The organism is Sphingopyxis flava (assembly GCF_900168005.1).
Classification (GTDB): domain Bacteria; phylum Pseudomonadota; class Alphaproteobacteria; order Sphingomonadales; family Sphingomonadaceae; genus Sphingopyxis; species Sphingopyxis flava.
Genome location: NZ_FUYP01000022.1, coordinates 32,429 through 52,338, shown reverse-complemented (window position 1 = coordinate 52,338; position 19,910 = coordinate 32,429). Strand labels below are relative to the sequence as shown.

Annotated in this window: 16 protein-coding genes and 1 pseudogene; 2 read left to right on the top strand and 15 right to left on the bottom strand. The window is 64.5% G+C overall.

The features are described from left to right. Positions 1 to 91 precede the first annotated feature (91 nt). The 6 genes from B5X69_RS15510 to B5X69_RS15485 form a co-directional block, all read right to left on the bottom strand. Complete coding sequence (locus B5X69_RS15510; protein WP_079639556.1) at positions 92 to 1,027, bottom strand: alpha/beta fold hydrolase; 936 nt, start codon at positions 1,025 to 1,027, stop codon at positions 92 to 94. Positions 1,028 to 1,061: 34 nt separating this feature from the next. Then, positions 1,062 to 1,913: an alpha/beta hydrolase gene (locus B5X69_RS15505; protein ID WP_079639555.1), complete on the bottom strand. Its 852-nt coding sequence runs from the start codon at positions 1,911 to 1,913 to the stop codon at positions 1,062 to 1,064. A 2-nt stretch (positions 1,914 to 1,915) separates the two neighbouring features. Beyond that, complete coding sequence (locus B5X69_RS15500) at positions 1,916 to 3,364, bottom strand: DUF3336 domain-containing protein (RefSeq protein ID WP_079639554.1); 1,449 nt, start codon at positions 3,362 to 3,364, stop codon at positions 1,916 to 1,918. Positions 3,365 to 3,384: 20 nt separating this feature from the next. Next, complete coding sequence (locus B5X69_RS15495; RefSeq protein ID WP_079639566.1) at positions 3,385 to 4,938, bottom strand: WS/DGAT/MGAT family O-acyltransferase; 1,554 nt, start codon at positions 4,936 to 4,938, stop codon at positions 3,385 to 3,387. A gap of 25 nt (positions 4,939 to 4,963) precedes the next feature. Further along, positions 4,964 to 7,312: a glycerol-3-phosphate 1-O-acyltransferase gene (locus tag B5X69_RS15490; RefSeq protein ID WP_079639553.1), complete on the bottom strand. Its 2,349-nt coding sequence runs from the start codon at positions 7,310 to 7,312 to the stop codon at positions 4,964 to 4,966. Between the two features lie 120 nt (positions 7,313 to 7,432). Then, positions 7,433 to 8,986 (bottom strand): HAD-IB family hydrolase, encoded by a 1,554-nt coding sequence (locus tag B5X69_RS15485; RefSeq protein WP_079639565.1) that lies wholly within the window; start codon positions 8,984 to 8,986, stop codon positions 7,433 to 7,435. Between the two features lie 208 nt (positions 8,987 to 9,194). Between B5X69_RS15485 and B5X69_RS15480 the strand changes: the two genes are divergently transcribed. Both B5X69_RS15480 and B5X69_RS15475 read left to right on the top strand, forming a co-directional pair. After that, entirely contained in the window at positions 9,195 to 9,443 is a 249-nt protein-coding gene (locus B5X69_RS15480) for a hypothetical protein (protein WP_079639564.1), read from the top strand. 50 nt (positions 9,444 to 9,493) lie between these two features. Next, positions 9,494 to 10,246, top strand: coding sequence for an alpha/beta fold hydrolase (locus B5X69_RS15475; RefSeq protein WP_079639552.1), 753 nt, complete (start codon positions 9,494 to 9,496; stop codon positions 10,244 to 10,246). On the opposite strand, the gene B5X69_RS15470 is transcribed toward B5X69_RS15475, so the two are convergent. From B5X69_RS15470 to B5X69_RS15420, 9 genes and pseudogenes are all read right to left on the bottom strand, one after another. Then, complete coding sequence (locus B5X69_RS15470; protein WP_079639551.1) at positions 10,200 to 11,234, bottom strand: alpha/beta fold hydrolase; 1,035 nt, start codon at positions 11,232 to 11,234, stop codon at positions 10,200 to 10,202. The genes B5X69_RS15475 and B5X69_RS15470 overlap by 47 nt on opposite strands. A gap of 63 nt (positions 11,235 to 11,297) precedes the next feature. Next, complete coding sequence (locus B5X69_RS15465; RefSeq protein ID WP_079639563.1) at positions 11,298 to 12,962, bottom strand: MFS transporter; 1,665 nt, start codon at positions 12,960 to 12,962, stop codon at positions 11,298 to 11,300. A 120-nt stretch (positions 12,963 to 13,082) separates the two neighbouring features. After that, the gene (locus tag B5X69_RS15460) at positions 13,083 to 14,465 is read right to left on the bottom strand and encodes a DEAD/DEAH box helicase (RefSeq protein WP_079639550.1); all 1,383 of its coding nucleotides are present in this window, start codon (positions 14,463 to 14,465) and stop codon (positions 13,083 to 13,085) included. A 344-nt stretch (positions 14,466 to 14,809) separates the two neighbouring features. Next, a pseudogene (locus tag B5X69_RS21560) lies at positions 14,810 to 15,067 on the bottom strand (type I restriction endonuclease subunit R); the annotation flags it as partial. Positions 15,068 to 15,070: 3 nt separating this feature from the next. Continuing rightward, the gene (locus tag B5X69_RS15450; protein ID WP_079639549.1) at positions 15,071 to 16,099 is read right to left on the bottom strand and encodes a nucleotidyl transferase AbiEii/AbiGii toxin family protein; all 1,029 of its coding nucleotides are present in this window, start codon (positions 16,097 to 16,099) and stop codon (positions 15,071 to 15,073) included. Then, positions 16,099 to 16,911 carry a type IV toxin-antitoxin system AbiEi family antitoxin domain-containing protein gene (locus tag B5X69_RS15445; RefSeq protein WP_079639548.1) on the bottom strand — a complete coding sequence of 271 codons (813 nt, stop codon included), beginning with the start codon at positions 16,909 to 16,911 and terminating at the stop codon, positions 16,099 to 16,101. Before B5X69_RS15445 ends, B5X69_RS15450 begins: the two co-directional genes overlap by 1 nt. A 540-nt stretch (positions 16,912 to 17,451) precedes the next feature. After that, positions 17,452 to 18,233, bottom strand: a protein-coding gene (locus B5X69_RS21045) for an IS5 family transposase (protein ID WP_217699140.1) whose coding sequence is annotated in 2 segments (ribosomal slippage) — positions 17,452 to 17,909 and positions 17,909 to 18,233 — 783 coding nt in all. Because the reading frame shifts where the segments join, the coding sequence is not laid out codon by codon here. Positions 18,234 to 18,748: 515 nt separating this feature from the next. Then, positions 18,749 to 19,153 (bottom strand): DUF1398 domain-containing protein, encoded by a 405-nt coding sequence (locus tag B5X69_RS15425; RefSeq protein ID WP_079639561.1) that lies wholly within the window; start codon positions 19,151 to 19,153, stop codon positions 18,749 to 18,751. Between the two features lie 32 nt (positions 19,154 to 19,185). Beyond that, complete coding sequence (locus tag B5X69_RS15420; protein ID WP_079639545.1) at positions 19,186 to 19,647, bottom strand: MarR family winged helix-turn-helix transcriptional regulator; 462 nt, start codon at positions 19,645 to 19,647, stop codon at positions 19,186 to 19,188. Between the last annotated feature and the right edge of the window lie 263 nt (positions 19,648 to 19,910).

The following is a 19,910-nucleotide window of genomic DNA, read 5'->3' as shown; positions in this document are numbered from 1 at the left end:
TCGCACTCAGATGCGAAAAAACCGCGCAGAATTTCCGGTCCATCGTCAGTTTCGCCGCCGGACTTTGCTTGATCAAATTCGTCCACACAACCTAGGAAAGCGCTTCCAGAAAGTCCCTGATGATCCTGGCGGTGCTTTTCGGGTCCTCGACCATGGGAACGTGGCCGACATGCTCCAATATGTGCGCGCGGCTGCCCGCAATGCCCGCTTCGAGTACGGGGACGCAGCTCACGTCAATGAGCCGGTCGTGACGGCCCCAGAGAATCAGCGTCGGCGCTCGCACCTCGCCGAGCCGGTCGTTGAGCGGATGGTCGCGCGCCTCGGTCGCAATGACCCAGAAGACGCCGTCGAGCTGATCGCGATATTTGAGCGCATCGGCATAAAGCGCAGGCTTGAGCCGCGCCGGGATGAAGGGGGGCTTGTGCGTCACCATCGCGAGCAGCCGGTCGGCGTCCTCGAGATTGGCCAGGACGAGCGGATTATAGTCTTCGCTGGCTGCCTGTATTTCAAGATCGCTGTCGTTCGCGCCCTTTACCCCGGCATTGTTGAGCAGGATCAGGCTCGCGAGCGCATCGGGATAGTCAAGGGCGTAGCGCAGCGCGATCCAGCCCCCCATGCTGTTTCCGCAAAGATGCGGGGATTGGAGCCCCAGGGCGTCGGCAAATCCCTTGAGCCGGGCGGTCTGCGCCGCGATGTCATAGGCGAGCTGAGGGTTGCGCTCATTCTCCCCGAACCCTGGCAGATCGGGTGCGATGACATGATAGTCGCGCGTGAGATAGGGCGCGATCATCGACCAATTATCCTTGTCACCCGCAAAACCGTGAACAAGCAGCAGCAGCGGCTTTTCCGGGTCGCCGCCTTCGAGATAGGGCCAGGCGCGGCCATCGACGGTAATGCGTCTCAGCGTGAGACCGCCGCGCCTGCGAAGGAGCCAGCGCCCGAAGGCGACAAGGCGGCCGGGGAAGAGAAAATAGAGAAGGATGAGCGCGATCAGAGGCGCAAAGATCAGAACGAGCAGAATTTTCATGGCGCGCTCCCGCCCTCCTCTTGCTTGCGTGCGCTCATGCCCTCACGACATGCGCATCGAACCAGCCGATCAAATCATCGAGTACCTCGCCGCGTTCCGGCTCGTTGTAGATTTCATGGAAAAGCCCTGGATAGATTTTGAGGGTCTTGTCTGCCGAGGATACATGCTCGAAGAGATAGCGTGAGCCGGAAGGCGCCGTGAGCGTGTCGGCGTCGCCGTGCTGGAGCAGGATCGGCAGAGTGATCTTCTCGGCGTCCGCCTGCGCCGCTGCCATCGCGTCCATGAACTCCTTGCCGAGCCGTGCGCCGATCTTGCCCTTGTAGACGAGCGGGTCGGCGCGGTAGGCCGCGACCACGTCAGGGTCGCGGCTCACACCCTCGGCATCGAGCGCCAGCACGCCGAGCCGCGGGAAGAAGCGCGACAAAAAGCGGCTGAGGTAGATCGTCATGCGCGAAGGCGGCGCGGCGGGGACGATCGCCGGCCCCGAGAGCGCCGCGGCGACGAACGCGTCCTGCCGCTCGATCAGAAAGAGCGTCGCAATGAGCCCGCCCATACTATGTCCAAGGAGCAGGCGCGGCGTGCCTCCATGCTGGACCTCGACGAGTGTCAGCAGCTCGGCCATGCCGTCGATAAAGGCCGAAAAGCGCGGTACGAAGCCCCGCGTCCCATCCGACTTGCCATGTCCCCAATGATCGACCGCATAGATCGCGTAGCCCGCGTCCGTGAGGCGCTCGGCGACATGCGCATAACGGCCGGCATGTTCGGCATAGCCGTGCGCGAGTAGCACGACCGCTTTCGGCGCTTCGGCGGGAAGCCAATGGGTGACCGAGAGCGCCGCCCCCGCTCCCGCCGAGCCTTCGGGAAGGACGAGCGCGCCGGTCGCCACGATCAGCCGGCTGCCTTCGTCAGCGCCGAGCTGCGATGTCCCGGGCCATCGTCGCCTGCCTTGTCGACGCGCGCGAGGATCGCATCGAGCGCGCGGCTGATCGCGGTCTGGGTGCGCACCATCTCGATCCTGGGCCAGGCGGTGCGCATGCCAGTGTCGATCAGCTCGTCGATATCTTCCTGCGCAAGGTCGGAGAGGATCTTGGTCGGCGACCAGAATTTGGGCGGACGAATGATGTTGATATCGCCGGTATATTCCTGGTTGATCACCGACCGCGCGAGATTGGCGAGGCTGTTGAGCGGCGGCACCAGTTCAAGCGGCTTGCGGAAGATCGTCATATTGGCGTTGAGCCACACTTTGAAGGTCGCGAGCGAGGCGTGCTGGATTGCCTCGATAGGCGCCATCTGCTTGCGGGTGGCACTCGCAAACGGCAGCGCGAGCGGGTTTGCCTGGCTGACGATATGATGGTTGACGCCGTAGAGGCGCTCGAGCCGCTTCGTCGGAATGTCATGCGTCACCGATCCGTCGACCCAGCGCCGGTCGGGCTGATAGGGCACGCGCGCGCCGTCCTCGCCGCGCGCCATCAGCGTCACCGGCGGAAAAACCCCGGGGACGGCGCAGGAGGCAAGCACCGCCTCGCGAATGAGCACATTGGGCGCCGTAATCGCGTTGAGGAGGCGACCGTTCTGATGCTTTTCGGCCGGTGCGACCGAGACGTTGAGATGACGGCCGCTCCGCTCCCATGCCTCGCGAAAGGTGAGATCGGGAATAAGCTCGGCAAGCCGGGCGCGCACCTCGTCCGAGGCGAGACGGCGGGTTTCAGCGCCCCGTGCAGGATTGGCAAGCCGGTCGCTCGCGAGAAACGCTCCGACTTCGAAGTCCGGGCGCGTCGAGACGATCGCCGCGACGATCGAGCCGCCGCTCGAGCCGGCAAGGATATGGGGCAGCACGCCTTCGTCCCAGAGCGCCTTTACCACCCCCACATGGAAGAAGAGATAGCTTCCCGAGCCTGAAAGCAGGAGCGCGGAGCGGCCGTAGCAATGCTGGGCGCGGCGGAAAAAGTCGCGCTTTTCTTCGCGCGGGATGGCGCGCGAGGAAGCGATCTTGCCGAGCGCGGCAACGACCTCAGCCACATAGGTCTCGATCAGTATTTTCGTCCCGAAACGCGCCTTTTGGTAAAGCCGCTCGTGCCCCATGCCGTCGATGTTCCCGTGGATGCCCTCGTTGAGCACGAAGAGCAGCCCCTTGACGTCGCCAGACGCGGAGAGAGCACGCAGCTTTTCGAGCCGGGCGCGGATTGCCTTATAGTCGAAATGCTCGCTTGCGTCGGCTTCGCGCCACGCTTGCATTCCCGATTTCGCATCGTGCGTCCGCGCCGCTTTCGACCAGGCGGCATAGTCCGGCGCATTGGCCAGTTCGGCGTCGGCACTCAGCGTCGGGGAAAAAATCATCCGGTCGTCCTCGAAGAGGGTTATTTTTCCCGAGTTTTGCGCCTTGCCTTCTCTTTGGCAACTGGTTTCGCCCTGGCTTTGGGCGCGCGCTTTGCCGGTGCAGCGGCCTTGCCCTTTGCTTTTGGCCTTGCCGTAGCGGCTTTCGCCTCCTCCCCTTTCGGCGCTGCCATCAGCTCCGCAAAGCTTTCCTCGATACAGCCGCGGAAAAAGGCGATGTCGGGCATCACCTCGCGCTCGGATATGATCGAGAAGGCGATCCGGCCATTGTAGCTCGGCGTTGCAATGAAGAGCCCCATATTGTTGGCGAGCGGCGCCATGCCATATTGCGCGACAAGCTGCGCGCCGGCGAGATAGAGCGGCACGTGCGCGCCTGGCACGTTCGAGATGAAAAGATTGGTCCCGCGCACCGCGAAACGTTCGCTGGTGAGAATGCGCGCGACCGCCGCCATCGTCGCGCCGGGGATATGCTGAGAAAGATCGGTCATCAGCCGCGCGCTGACACCCGCCTTCGCCTCCTTCGCCTCACAGGTAAAGCCGCGGATCGCCGCGAGCCGGGCGAGCGGATCGGCGATGTCGGTGCGCACCGGCACGCTCATCGCGGAGACCTGGTTGCCGGGGCTCGAGACCCCCTTCCCTTCGCCTTTCGCCTTGCCGCGAAGGTTGATCGGCGCGACGGCGACGAGGCTCTCGTCAGGAAGTTCCCCATGGCTTTCCAGATATTTGCGCAGCGCGCCGCCGACCACCGCGATCACGACGTCGTTAACCGTCGCGCCGGGCACCTTCTTTCGCACCTCGGCGACGTCGGCGAGCGCGAGGCTGGTGCCATCGAACATCTTGTGCGGCCCCACGGGCACATTGAAGCGCGTTTGCGGCACGCCCGCGGCCATTCCGCCCTCTGCGATCGACTTGCGCGCCGAGGCGACGATGGCCGGTGAGACCTTCAAAAGCGCGTTCATGAACTTCACCGGCGACTGCATCGATGCCGACCAGGCGCGCGTGAGCGTTTCGGCGCTCGAAGGCGGGCGCCCGAGCGCTTCGGGCGGCGGCGGCTCGGCGATTGCCGGCGTTCCCCTGGCATCGATATCGCTCATCGCGATGAAGGCGTGCGCCCCCGATGCGCCGTCGACCGCGGCATGGTGAACGCGGTGGAGCATCGCGAAACTGCCCTTGGGGATGCCCTCGACACGATCGAGCCCCTCGATGACATAAATGTCCCAGAGCGGCCGGTTCATATCCATGGGTTTCGAAAACCACCGCGCGACCGCGATGCAGAACTGGCGCCAGTCGCCAGGTTCCGGCAGCCGCGCGTGGCTCATATGCGCCTCGATGTCGAAATGCTCATCCTCGACCCAATAGGGATGGTCAAGATCGAAGGGCAATCGGTGGAGGCGGCGCCGGAAGAGCGGCGAGGTGTCGAGACGGCTTTCGACGTGGCGGATGATGTCCTTGAAGCGGACGAAGCCCCCCGGCGCGGTCGAAGGGTCGTAGATATAGACCCCCATGATATGGGTGAGATTGTTCGCGGTCTGGGTATAGAGGAACTGGGCATCCTGCGCGCTGAGCTGCTTGAGCATCATCGTTCCTTCTCTTCCATCATCCTCATGGCGGCCCCAGCAGGCGGTCGGCGAGCGCGAGCGTTTGAAGGCGCATCGATTCCATCAGATTGGCAAGGGCGCGAAGCTCGGCGAGCAGCGCACGGCGCGCCGGGAGGCTCTCAGCGGCCGCAGTCTCTGCAAGACCCATATGCCGCATCAGAGCGAGACCGTTCGCAAAGAGCAATTTGCCGATCGCAGCTTCGCTGCTGATCCGGCGGAGCAGCCAGGCCTGGCGACCCTCGACCAGGGCTGCGTCGAGCAGCGCCTTTTCGTCGACCGCCTCTCCGGGCGCGGCGCGCGCGAGAATCTCCGCAACGACCGAATAGGCCTCGGCAAAAGGCAGAAGGATTGCATGGCCGACAAGCGGCTGGCAGCGGCGGATGAGCTGCGCGACGCCGCGGTCTCCGCTTGCGAGACGCTTTGCCCAGGCGGGGTCGATGCGCGCAAGTTCCGCCTCGAGCGCGGTGCGGTGCACATCGCGCGGCGGGTAGAAGAACTCGAATTTGAAGAGGTCGCGCAGCCGGTCGACCCGCGCCCAGAACGCCTCTGTCACATCGCCCCGGTCCGCGTCGCGCAGTGCAAACAAGGCAAGCTCGATCATCGCGCGGTCGAGGAAATGATGCGCTATGATGTTGCGGTAGTAGCTCGCCATGGGATGATGGTCCGGCGGGATCGAATAGACGGGCTCGCTCCCTCCATCGAAGCGGGTCAAAAGTCCGCCCGCCATGAGCGTGTCAAGCGTTGCTGCGAGCGCGCCTTCATCGCCGCTTTCAAGCTCGCGGCTGAGGCGGATCGCGCGCGCGCGGGCCCATTCGACGACCCGCGCGATCGTCGCGTGCATCTCCGCCTCGGTGACCCCGCGCGGCGCGGTGCCGAGCAGCATGAGGCAAAGAACCGAAGTGACGGTGAGCGGGGTCACCCGGTTCGCCTCGACCGCAACCGAGAAGGCGATCCGCTCGAGCGCACGCCGGTCGTCGGGCCCCGGCGCACGCTCGATCACCACCGGTTCGCCGATGTCGATGCGGATGCGGCCCGAGGGCGCGCGGAGACTGCGCATATAGCCGAGGAACCAGGCGAGCGATTCGGGCTTCTTGCTGCGCCCTGTCTGCTCGGCGGCATATTCCTCGACATCGCGGATCAGATCGAAGCTGGTGACGAAGGGGACGAAATGCACGTCGCCCGTCCCCGTCGCATGCGCTGCGTCGAGGACATATTTCATCAGGCCATATTTGGGCGGCATGAGCTTGCCGAGCCGCGAGCGCGTGCCCTCGAACGCCCAGCTCAAAGGAAAGCGCTTGGTGAGCAGCCAGGCGATATAATGGCGCAGCACCAGTTTGTAGACCGGCTGGTCCTGGAAGCTGCGGCGGATGAAGATCATTCCCGAGCGGCGGAAAAAAGGCCCCATCACCGCGATATCGAGATTGGCGCCGCCGAAACTGTGAAGCATCGGGAGGTCATTCTCATAGGCAAGACGGCTCGGCGTCGCGCCATCGATATAGGTTTTGTGGGTGAAAAGGATGCAGGTCGGATGCTCACGCAGCGCCGAGCGGAGCTTGGCCAATTCGCCCGCATCGACCTCCATTTCGGGCGCGTAGCCGCCGAACATCATGCGGTCGAGGCGCGCGCGCAAGTCGAGGAAGAGCGCGCCCGGGACAGCGATCACCTCCCTCATGAGCGGCCGGGCCTCGCGGTAGAGCTCGCCAACCGGACGGCCGAGTTGCTCAGCCAGGTCGGCAAGCGCGGCGCGGAATTTCGGGCTGGTGCGCAGGCTGTCCGCGACGAAGCGCGGGACCTTGTAGCGCGTCCCCCGGATGCCGCGCTCGGCGACGTCGAGCGCGAGCCCCGCCTGGCGCGCGACAAAGGCTGCAAATTCGCGCTCGCCCTCCTCCGCGTCCCCGCCGCCTGCCTGGGTCAGGAACCGGGCCCTCAGCATGTCCTCGCTTGCCGCCTCGCCGACCAGTATCTGCGCGCGGCGCCTGTCGCGCCACAGGATCAGCTGCGCGCGCAGCGCTCCTGGCTGGCGCGGGTCGCCGAAGATCAGGTGCCGAAATTTCAGCGCGCGGTCGCGCTCGAAATGAGGGATGCGCCACGCGACACGCAGCGGCACGACATCGCGGCCCGCGGCCTCGCCGAGCCGCCCCTTCAGCGCATCGAGATCGAGCGCCTGGTCGCCATCGGCGATGCTGAGGCTCACCCACCGCGGCGCCTCGTCGCCGCCGAGGTCGCCCGCGGTCGCATGGATCCAGTCGAGGAGCACCCGCCGCTCGACCCGGTTGCGCGCGTCGATAATGTAGAGACGGTCGGTCGCGGCGACCCTGGAGGCGGCTGGCGCGCGGGGCGTTCCGTCCGCCACGGCTCAGCCTGCCCCCGCCCGGTCCCGGCGCGCCCCGGGCGAAGCGGCGCGCCGCTGAAGAAGAGCGCTAGCGAGGGGCATCGTGCCTTCGCGCGATGCGAACAGCGGGTGAAGGATCCCTCACCCCTTTGCCGCTTTCTTCGCTGCCCGCGTCTTCGCGGGTCTCGGCGCTGCCTCTTTCCTGGCGGCACTCTTCACCGGCCTTGCCCGCGCGGGCTTGGCCATCTCCTCGGCATCCTCCTCGCTCTGCCCCAGCGTGCGCAGGAACATTCCCCGCACCTCATGGACGTGCTCGCCGATCGTCTTCGCGCTCCAGCGCGATGTGTCGACCGGCGGCAATATGGTGACCCGCACCGTTGCGGGCCGCATCACGAACTCGTTCTTGGGGGCGACGTCGGTCGCATTGTGGATGACGATGGGGACGATCGGCACGCCGGCCTGCATCGCGAGATGAAAGGCCCCCTTCTTGAAGCGGCCCAGTTTCGGGGTGAGGGTGCGCGTGCCCTCGGGCGCGATGCAGATCGACTTTCCATCCTGGCGGATCGCGTCGACCAGCGGCTCCATCGCCCGGATCGCGCTCTTGCCGTCGGCGCGGTCGATAAAGACCGTGCCGCCCCATTCCATCAGCTTGCCGAGGATGGGGATATCGCGGATCTCCTTTTTTCCGACGCTCCCCATGTCGCGGCGGATGAGCTTGGCGAGGATCATCACGTCCGCCTTGCTCTGATGATTGAAGACAAAGACGCAGGGCCGCGCTGCCCAGAGGTGGCGCTCATCTTCGACTTCGAGCTCGACCCCGGTGATCGCGGTGGCAAAATCGCCAAAGAGGCCCATCGAGAAATTGACCGCCTCGCGCTGCGAGCGCGTCAGCGCCCAGATGGGGAGCCCTGCAGCAAAGGCGCCGACGAGCGAGCCGGTCGCGTAGAGGGTGCGCGTATAGTCGATCCACGAGGGGGTGCCGCGGCTTGCAAAACGTTGCACCGGCCAGCCGCGCTCGGCGGCAATCGCCTTCAATTTCAAATTCGGATTGAGCGGGCGCGGCTTGCCGACGCGCTCGAGCAGTTCGATATCATCATCGCTGTCCGAGTAGAAAAAGCTCTGATCCAAATCGAGACCATAGTCGGCCGCGAGTTCCTCGGCCGCGAGCACCTTGCCTTCGCCAAAGCAAAGGGGCCGGACGATCTCGCCCGTGAAGACGCCATCTTCTATCTCATAGGCTGAGCATTTGATGTCGCCAATGCCAAGATCGCGCGCGGTCGGTGCGATCTGATAGATCGTCGCCGAAGAAATGATCGCGACGCGGTGCCCCTTCGCCTTGTGCGCCTCGATGATCGCGCGGGTTTCAGGATAGATTTTGCGCGCGATATGCTTTTCGTAGAGCTCCTCGCCAAAGACGACGAAACTTTCCTCATCGACCCCCTTCATGAATTTCGCAGCGGCGCTCATGAGGCCCGAAAAGCCGATATTGCCAAGGCTGTGCTGCGCGACAAGCTGCGCCGTCTCGGCGATCTCCTCCACCGACATTTCGCGGCGCTGAAATTTCTCGCGCAGCATCGCGGTCGCTGAATAGCCCGAGATGATCGTACCGTCGAAATCGAAGAGCGCAGCGATATGCGGCCCGGGTTCAGATTTGAGAACCTCTTCCAAATGCGGCTGCGGTCTTGGCACACGCATCTCCCCACCGACGGCTATGGCGGCCACGATGACAGCAAAGCCGGGCTCATGCAATGCGGCGAATGGGGGGGCATGCTGCCGCCCAAAATGCTCCTGCTGCCCCCTCCCCCTTCCCTCGATTGTCGGATTAATTTACGGGTAACCATATGCCCGAAAGCACAGGTCCCGGATTTGCGCGAGTGGCATGGCTTTTGCTGGACCGACGATGATGTGGAAAAAAATCGGACGACTCTTCGTTATCAAGACCCGGTTCGAGGCGTGCCTTATCATCTACGCCCTCGGCGTCGGCGCGATGGCGCGGGGCATGGCCTATCTCGAGCAGTATCCCGGCATCGGCGGCAAATTGCTGCTCGTCGCCTGCTCGGGCTCGGTGTTTCTGGCAGGCGCCAAGATTTTTGACTGCCTGCGCTACGAACAGGCCGCGCGCGCAGCCGCGGCCACTCATTCTCCGACATAGGCCGCGCGGGCTTTCCACCGTCTCGCGGATATGCAAAGGCACCCCCCGCGATGAGCAGGATTGCGGGCGCCCCCACTCTTAGCATGCAGCGGGTCTCTGGCCTCGCGCTGCGCGTTGCGCGCTGGCGCGTGGATGCGGGCGGAACGCCGCTCGTCTTCCTCAATGGCATCGGCGCCGACATCGGCGCTGCGGCGCCGCTGCTTGCGCAGATTTCGGGGCGCGAGGTGTGGACGCTCGATATGCCCGGCGTCGGGGGGTCGCCCGATGCGCTATTCCCCTATGCCGCGCCGACAATGGCAGCGACGGTGATGGAGATTGCCGACCGCTTCGGCCAGCAAAGAATCGATCTTGCAGGCTTCAGCTGGGGCGGCGCGCTGGCGCAGCAGATCGCGGTTCAATTTCCCGGGCGCGTCTGCCGTTTGGTCCTGATGGCGACCACGCCGACGGTCTCAGCCCCCGGGATAGGCTGGGCGGCGCTCCTCGACGACGACATGCTCGCAAGCGGGCTCAAGCTTCCCACTGCCACCCCGCTCGGCCTCGCCTATCAGACCGCGGCCATGGCGGGCTGGACGAGCGCGCCGATGCTGCCCTCGCTGAAGAGGCTGCCGACACTGGTTCTGATGGGCGAGCGCGACGGGGTTGTACCCGCGTGCCACGGGGAGGCGATCGCCGAGCTGATCGACGGCGCCGTCCTTGAGGCGATGCCGGGATCGCACCTCTTTCCCTTCACCCATGCTGCGGCGGTCGCGGCACGGATTACAGCGTTTCTGGACCAGCCGAAGCCGGCGCAAGCCGCCGCTTGAGAAAGTCGGCGATCGCAGCCGCGGTCGCCTCGGGCGCCTCTTCCATCGGCAGATGCCCGATGCCGGCCAGGAGCACAACTTCCGACCCCGCGATACGCTCATGGAATGTCTCTGCCGCGCTCGGATTGATCAGCCGGTCCTCCGTGCCGAAGAGGATCAGCGTCGGCGTGCGAATTTCGCCGATCCGGTCGGCCATCGCGGGCTCGCGGTCGAGGCGGGCCCGCAGTGACGTCGCCTCGCGGTTGCCTGGAAAGCGCAGCAGCTCCCAATAGCGGTCGACCATCGCGTCATCGACGATCTCCTGCCGCGCAACCGAGCCGCGCAGCGATTTCTCAACGAGCGCACGCGGCGTGATCTGGCCCGCGAGCCAGCGGCCGAAAGGATATTGGAGAAGGCGAAAGCCGACATTCGAAGGCGGCCGCTTTTCGCCCTTGCGTAGCGGCATGCCAGCCGCATCGAGCAGCAGTAGCGCATCGACGCGGCCGGGCTCGGCGAGCGCATAGCGCCACGCGGTCCAGCCCCCCATCGAATTTCCGCCGAGAATGAAATGATCAAGGTCGAGCTGCGCTGCGACGACATCGACCGCGGCCATCATCCCCTCGGCGCCATAATCCTTGTCGGGTGTCGCGCCGGTCAGACCGTGGCCGGGCAAATCAAGCGTGACGATGCGGTAGCTTGCGCCCAGCTGCTTCACGAGCGGCTCCCACGTATGAAGGCTGCTGTTCGATCCGTGGAGGAGCAGCATCACCGGCCCGTCGCGCCGGCCCTGATCGCGGTAATGGATATGCTGGCCGGCAGGACCACGCGCAAACTGGGCATCGCTGCCGCCATATTTGGCGATCATCGCATCGCGGTCGGTGTCTGGCGTTCTGAGCGCAAGAAAGGCCGCAAGCACGAGGAGCAACAGGCCGAGCGGGATCAGGACGCGCTTGCGCCGCAGAAGCGGCCGCCGCAGCGGCGGGTCCTCGAAATCATCATCGTCGATCATAAACCCTCCCCCAACTCGGTCGCTTGACCCTAGCGGGCGCTCCGGCGGGGTCAATCGGCGCGCTCAATGAATGGAGCGGCGGAACGTTTCGGGAAGGAAGAGCAAGCCCACGACCAGCGTCAGCAGCGCAACTCCGATCGGATACCAAAGACCATAATAGATGTTCCCCGTCGCTGCGACCATCGCGAAGGCGGTCGTGGGCAGGAAGCCGCCGAACCAGCCATTGCCGATATGATAGGGAAGCGACATCGCCGAATAGCGGATGCGGCTTGGAAAAAGTTCGACGAGAAGCGCTGCGATCGGGCCATAGACCATCGTCACGAGGAGGACGAGCCAGAAGAGGATCGCAACGACGCGCGGCTTGTCGATCGCATCGGGGTCGGCGGCCGCAGGATAGCCCGCCTCTCCAGTCGCAGCGGAAAGCTCGCGGCGAAAGGCTTCGGCGGCATCGCCGCGCGCCTCTTCCGCCAGCCGCCACGGTTCGGGCGCGACAAGCTCGCGTGTGCCGATCCGGACATGCGCGGGCGCGCCCGTGATACGCTCGCGCGTCACGCTGTCATAGCTGACCCCGGCCTTGGCGAGAGCGGCCTTGGCGATATCGCAGCCGGTGCGCTCGAATTTGTTCTTGCCGACCGGGTCGAACTGGAACGAGCAGACGCCAGGATCGGCAGTGACCGTGACCGCAGCGCGCGCCTGGGCTGCCGCCATCGCCGGATTGCCGGCCGCTGTCAGCATCTGGAAGGCCGGAAAATAGGTGAGCGCCGCAAGCGCGCAGCCGAGAAGGATGATCGGCTTGCGTCCGATCCGGTCGCTCAGCCAGCCGAAGACGATGAAGAAAGGCGTGCCGAGCGCCAGCGCGATGGCGATCAGGATATTCGCGGTCGCGCCATCGATCTTCAGCGTCTTTTCGAGGAAAAAGAGCGCGTAGAACTGCCCGGTGTACCAGACGACTGCCTGCCCCGCGACCGCGCCGAGCAGCGCCACGAGCACCCATTTGAGGTTCGACCAGCGGCCAAAGGCTTCGGTGAGCGGCGCCTTGGAGGTCGTCCCCTCTTCCTTCATTCGCCGGAAAACGGGGCTTTCCTCCAGCTGGAGGCGAATCCACAGCGAGACGCCAAGGAGAATGACCGAGATGAGGAAGGGAATGCGCCACCCCCAGGCGGCGAAGGCCGCCTCGCCCACGAGAAAGCGCGTTGCGATGACGACGAGCAATGCGGCGAAGAGGCCAAGCGTTGCGGTGGTCTGGATGAAGCTCGTGAAGAGACCCCGCTTCCCTTCGGGCGCATGTTCAGCGACATAGGTCGCAGCGCCTCCATATTCGCCGCCGAGCGCAAGCCCCTGCACGAGCCGGAGCAGAACAAGCAGGATCGGCGCCGCGACGCCCACCGCCGCATAGCTCGGGAGGACGCCGACGAGAAAGGTCGAGAGGCCCATCAGCCCCATCGTCACGAGGAAAGTATATTTGCGCCCGACAAGATCGCCGATCCGGCCGAAGACGAGCGCACCGAACGGGCGCACGGCAAAGCCGGCCGCAAAGGCTGCTAGCGCGAAGATAAAACCCGTGGTCTCATTGACGCCCGAGAAAAACTGCGCCGAAATGATCGTCGCGAGCAGACCGTAGAGGTAGAAATCATACCATTCGAAGACCGTGCCGAGCGAAGAGGCCAGGATGACCTTGCGTTCGCTCTGCCGGCTTGTCGTGGCTACGTCAGCGTCCTGCCCGGCCATGCGCGTCTCCCGTTCGCGGCCGAGTTTGCCCCCGGGCCCTTCTTTCACTCGCGTAACGCTAGGGAAAGACTGAGGAATGGGCAAGCTCGGCCGCGAGCGGAAGGAGCGGGTGCGAAGGGATTATCCGACCCGCGTCACCGCGCTCTTGTGCGCGCCAACGCCGCTGCGGCGCGGACGAAAACGCCGCTTGCGCTGCGGCTGCTGCGCGCCGTCACCGGCTTGCGCCTCGCGGCGCGGGCCGCGGTGCGCTGCATCGCGCTGCCCCTCGCCCTTCCTGCGCAACGCTTCTTCGCGCTGACGCTGCGGATCGCGGCCCTTCCCGCCGGTGTTGCGCGGCGGCTGGGCCGGCTTGGGAAGATTGCGGACCATTTCCGAAAAGCCGTCGGGCAGCTTGACGGGCTCGGCGCGGGTGCGCGTCACCCGTTCGATATCGCGCAGATAAGCCTTTTCGTCGGGCGCGACGAAACTGATCGCAAGCCCCTCGGCCCCGGCGCGCGCGGTGCGGCCGATGCGGTGCACATATTGCTCGGGCACGTTCGGGATCTCGAAATTGATCACATGGCTCACACCCGAGACATCGATGCCGCGCGCGGCGATGTCGGTCGCGACGAGCAGGCGCACCTGCCCCGAACGGAAGGCCTGGAGCGCGGTCGTCCGCTGCGCCTGGCTCTTGTTACCGTGGATGGCATAGGCCTGGATCCCGGCACCCGCAAGGTGGCGCACGACGCGATCGGCGCCATGCTTGGTGCGCGTGAAGATGAGCGCGCGGTCGATTTCCTCACTCTTCAGCACATGGTGGAGGAGCGCCTGCTTTTCCTTCTGCTCGACAAAGGTCACCTGCTGGCGGACCTTTTCGGCGGTCGTCGCCTGCGGCGCCACCGAGACGGTGACCGGATCATTGAGGAACTGCTGCGCGAGCGCCGCAATCTCCTTGGGCATCGTCGCCGAGAAGAAGAGATTCTGGCGCTCTTCCGGCAGAAGCTTGGCGATCCTGCGCAGCGAGTGGATGAAGCCCATGTCCATCATCTGGTCGGCCTCGTCGAGGACGAAAATCTCGACATCCGCAAGGCGAAGCGCACGCTGGTCAATGAGGTCGAGCAGGCGGCCGGGCGTGGCGACGAGAATGTCGACGCCCTGCGCAAGGTCGCGGATCTGCCGGTTGATCGGTACGCCGCCGAAAACGGTCGTGACGCTGAATTTCGTAAAGCGGCCATAATCACGGCAGCTCTGCGCAATCTGCGCTGCAAGCTCGCGCGTCGGCGAAAGAACAAGCATGCGGCAGCCGCGCGGCGCGGGTCGCTTGGGATTGCTCAGCAGATAGTCGAGCGAGGGGAGCGAAAAGGCCGCGGTCTTGCCGGTGCCGGTCTGCGCAATGCCGCAAAGGTCGCGGCCCTTGAGCAGGACGGGGATCGCCTGCTCCTGGATCGGGGTCGGCTGGCTGTAACGCTTGGCCGCGAGCGCGCGCTCGATGTCGGCGTGGAGGCCGAAGTCCTTGAATTCCATATTATTTCATACTCACATACAGGCCGCGAACGCGCCGAAGAACGGCCGCACGCGGCGGGCGGGTTCGAAACGACCCGCGTGAAAGGGTGCCTCAGGGGACAAAAGCGCTTCCGGCTCGTCCCGCGCCTGTCTCGGGCGGGAAAATCACGCTGCCGGTGTTGCGGCGGTGTACCCGCCATGCTGCGCTGCACAATCATATGGCAGATGTCGCACCCGATTGCAAGATACTGCCAAAATCTCCGGAAGGGCGTTCGCGCCGCGCCCGGGCGCTTTGCGGCTCGCACGCGCCGAGAGCGCCGCACCATGCCCGCCGCATCATAGTCCGTGAGGAGGCGGTGGACGCGATAGGCAAATTTCGGACCGAGAATTTCTGCATAGTCCCTCGCCTGCTGCATGCCGTCGGTCGCGGATTTTTAGGCCGCCTTGGCCTCGGCGATCGCGATCGGATAGTCGGCGCGCTTCTGGCGGCCGCGCTTCGCCTTGCCGCCGACGAAGATCACGCGGCCATCGGTGAAGGTTCGCTGCTCGTTGATCGCGTGCGGCGCGCCTTCCCAACCGGCCGCTTGCAGGCGCGGCACCACGAATTTTCCTATCCGCTTCAGTGTTCACTTGGCCTCGCCGCGTGACCGCCCCGCTCGTCGCGCTCTTGGCGCCAGCGCTTTCTCGCCGGACTTCCAGGCTTTGACGTTCTGTGCTTTCCACCGCAGAGCCGGACTGGCTTCGATCGCGGCGCGCACGGTCTCCGGCGCCTCGAGAGCAGACGCGTCGATCTCACCCCGATCAAGCACGCCGTCCAGAAACGCTCTCTCCCCGGCCGCGAACTGAAACAGCGGCGCGAGCTTTTCTCGGCACTCGGCCGTGACGCTCTCGGTCCAGGCTGCGGGGCCACCGAAGGCATCGAAATACCGATCATGCAGGCACATGGTCAGCTTGCCGGTGATGTCGCCGACCTCGCATCCGATCCCGTCCGGCGAGGCCGTGCGCCAGTCGAAGCTCTTGGCGCTGGCGCCAATCATCAAGGTCGCCGCCTTGATCTTCGCCCAGTCGAGACCCGGCATGGCGATGATCCGGTGGGCATCGAACAGATCGCGTGCGGTACGCCGCGTGACCAGTGCGACCATCTTTCCGGCAATGATCTCGTGGATATCGAGAACCGGCACATTCGTGGCCTGGTAAGAACCGATCGTCACCGACGGCATGCGGTCCACCCCGTAGAGGGGGCCGCGATAGAGATAGTTGATGTCGATCTCGAGGGTCCCCGCCCCGCCAAGCGCGGAAGCGTAGCGGTATATCCATTTGCCGCCGGCATGCTCGGACGGCTCACGCCGCGCGGCATAGCCTTTTGATTCCATCAAGCGCTCGATCCGGTCTTCCAATCCCGGCCGGTCCGCGTCCATCTGCTCCTTGTCGAGCGCGCCGACATAGTTGACGTCGATATCGACCGAGAGGCGATCCAGATCGGAATGGAAGACGTTGAGCGCCGTGCCGCCCTTCAAAGCGATCCGCGGCCCGATCAGCGGGTCAGCGCCGAAGGCATCGAGAATGTCGATCAGCCGGATCACCCGCTCCAGCGTCGCAGGCTGAAGCTGGCGCTCGGCCGCGATGTCCTGAAGCGTTTCTCGCGACGCGACCATCACACGCCCTCAAAAGCGGCGTCAACCGCCTGGGGCGGGAGAAGTACGCGCCACGGCGCGACGAGTACGGCGCGACCGGGTTCGGCGCCCAGCGCATAATGCTTCGAGCGCGGAAGCCGCGCCCGAAGGCGTGTCAGAACATCGTCGATGACGCCGAACGCATCACGCCGCTTCTCGAGCCACCAGCCAGCAACGGAGGCGAGCGATCGGTTGTCTAGCAGCTCGACATAGTCGGCAACCTTCGCCGGATCGAGATAGCGCACCAGGTCCAGCGACTTCAGGACCTCCTCGGCGCCGCCGGCGATATCCGGCCGGTGCAGGACATCGACGACCGTGCGTTCGACGGCGGTCACACGGACCGCCACCCCCTGCCGATCCATGGTCATGGTCAGGCAGTCAGCCTGGCCGGCCACCACCAGCGCCTTCGGCGGAGCAACGAAGCGACACGCGCCAAACGGCAGGTCCACACGTTCGGCCCGCCCGGCGCTGATGAGCTGGACCTCGCTGAACTCCGAATAGGCTATGCCATGCAGCTCGAGCGCGGAGTGAAACCCCAGAACGCCATCGGGGCGCAGCTTGCTCGCCGCGGCAAAGCGGTCGATCACCATCCGCTCCGCCGCCAGATGCGCCGGCACCGCGGCAAACACCTCGCGGCTGACCCGTTTGATGTTGCCGGCTCGCAGATGATGCCTGAGCAGGCTGGTGACATTGGCCGCGCTCGGCGGATGACCGAAGGCCGCCGCAAACTCAGCCCGCGTGAAAACCGGATGAGCCGACAGGAAGCTGGCGGTCTTGTGCTGGCGAGGCTTCATTTGTCTATGATTCTGCTAGATAGAGGGTAGTAAATTGCCCTTCTAGCGCGTTTTTGTCAACAAACCCCTGCTGGAAACGAAGTCTCCGAGTTGACTGGCGTGCGTCCTAGAGTTGCGCCGGATGGGCCATTTTATACCCCTTTCATCGCATTTTAAGAAACTAGCAAACAGAGTTGAGATGAGGTCCGCGGCCGAGCCAGGCATGGGCACACGACGCAGACCACGCCCTTGGGGCTTGCTGTCCCGCTTCTCTAAGCAAAGAGGCGCATCGGCTGGATGTGACTTCGGGAGCGATGCGAACCCTCGGGACATGGACGCTATTATCCGAGGAATTGTATCATCGGAAATTCTGACATCCGCGGGGGTTGCGGATTTGCACTATGCCGCACCTGCGATGAGATTGGCGCGATGACATGGGGGGGAAGCCTTCCCCTGCCTCCGAGCCCTTCGTCTCGTCCGACCCCTTCTGCGGGGAGACCCCCAGGCTGTGCTAAAACTGACTGGAAGTTTCCCGTGACAGCCCGATTTCGGCGCTTGCTTTTAGGCGGCGTGGACAAATTTGATCCAGTATCTGGCGGTGGCGATGTGGACCATACCAAGGAAGCTTTCCGCCAGTTGATCGTAGCGGGTGGCGATTGCGCGGTTGATCTTGAGGTGACCGAACATCCTCTCGATCCGGTTGCGCTGCTTGTAGAGCGTCCGGTCATGCTTGATCTTCACACGTCGGTTTGACTTACCCGGAATGACGGCTTCGATTTTCCGTTCGGCAAGGTCGGCGGGGATCGCATCGGCATCGTAGCCCTTGTCGGCAAGCAGGGCGTTGGGCGCGCGCTCGGGCAGCCCGATCAGGGCGTCATAGGCTTTGCAGTCTGCTGCCTCGCCGACCGTCAGATGGAAGGCGAGCGGTCTTCCATGGGCATCAGCCAGGCAGTGAAGTTTACTGGTGAACCCGCCCCGCGAGCGGCCAAGAGCGCGTCGATGAGTCCCCCTTTTCCGCCCGCTGCCGAGACATGGGCGCGAACGGTGGTGCTGTCGATGCTGTAGTGGCCGCTGTCTGCCATGACCTCGGCGAGTGTCACGGCGACCGTTTCCCAGACCCCGGCTTCGCTCCATCGTCGAAACCGCCGATAGATGGTGTTCCAACTGCCATATTTAGGCGGCACGTCGCGCCACGGCGCTCCGCATCGGAGCCGCCAGAGAATGCCGTTGATGATGGAGCGGTTCTGCTCGGGGCGTCTGCCTCGGCCGCGATTTTCTGGTTCGATTGGCAACAAGCCCTTCAGAACACGCCATTCCGTCTCAGTCAGATCGCCCCGGCTCAAACCTGCCTCCCAAAAAGCAGCCTTGAATCAATGTCACCGGCTCGCGTCAATCGGGTACTTGGATCCAGATGGTTGGGCTTCTTTGCGTGGGCAGGGCATTGGGCTATCCAATGCCAATGAGCGACGGCGGATATAAAGGCGGGGCGACGGTCGAAGGCCGTTGGGGATGCATAGCCTCCGCTATCTTGGGCGTGCCCGTCTTCATGTTCCTCCTACTCGCCGATGCATTGGGCGACTGCGCACCGGACACCACGTGCAAGAAGGGCTTTCTAACCCAAGTCCTACTGCCCACCGCGATTGTCGCCATCGGGGTCGGCCTTCTCGTGCGCTGGGCAGTCAAAGCGGCTAAACGTAATAACCCTGACTGAGCGCAGCAGCGCTCACCGGAATTTGTCCACGGCGCCTAGGCCGCGCTCATCCTCACGATCGCCTCGGGATTGTCTGAAACCCATTCGATTGCTCCCGCAAGTTACTGCCATCCGCATCTCACCATCTGGGCAGGCGGCGGCTCGTGCCTACTGATTTGGAAAGCGCTCAACATGGATTTCGGCGGTGCGCCCGATGTACAAGGCGCGACGGCCGGAGAACGACACGATGTAGCCGGCGCAGCCCGACAAGGCGGCCTTCTCGCAGAAGCCCCTGTAGGTGTAGCCGGGGACCTGTTGCTGCGCTTCCCGGATCGCAGCCTGCATGCGCGCGGTGTCGAACGCCGGTGCAACGGGGGCATCGACCCGATGCGCGGGCAGCTCGAGGCTCTCTCCGTCGGGCAGGTAGTAGGTTGCGGTCGCCCGTCGGAAGTCGATCGCATAGCTCTCGAACCCGGCTTCCATCAACGTTCCCACGATCTGTGGAAAGGTCATGGTGTTCCCGTCGGCTGCCGCAAGGCAGGTTCCGGCAGTGGCTTTCTGCTGTTCATTCATAGTGGCGTCTCCGTGGGTGAGGTGGATCGCGATCATTCGGGCGGGGTTGCGGTCATGTTGCCGCGTTGGGCCAGGCTCTTCAGGAGACGTCCCAGCGTTTCGCGTTCGTCCGGGGTGAGGCATCCGAAGAATTCGGCATCATTGAGATCGGCGAGCGCGGCCAGATCCGGCACGAGGGCGCTACCGCGTGCCGTCAGCGCGAGCGTCTGTGCCCGACCATCGGCCGTACTGGCTTCGCGCATGATCAGCGATTTCGCGATCAATCGGTCGGCGAGCTTGGTGATCGCGCCCCTCGACATGCCCATCGCGTCGGCGAGCCGGCTGGGCGGCATTGGCTCCTTGCCATAGAGCGCGCGCATCAGGGCCCATTCGGCGACCGTCACTCGCCTGTCGGCAAGCTTGGCCGCGAAGGCATGTGACACGTGGTTGGACACCATGCGCATCCAGAAGCCAATGTGCGCGGTGAGGTCCGAGACGGGTGGGGTCGGAGGCATAGCGATCCTCTAGTTGACTAGGAAACTATGCCGATGTGATTGCCTAGTCAACTATATACTTCAGGTATTCGAGATCCGGCACATGGGGCGAATAGTTCCAACTGGAGATCAATCCGAACGGGTGTCATGTCGTTCCCGCGCCTTCGCATCGCGGCTTGAGCACTTCAGCCGCGTCCGCACGTTGAAGCTGCAGAGAAGATCGGAGCGCGCCATGAATAAGCTGGAACCTGAAGCGAAACATCCGGGACACCGCGGCGGCATGA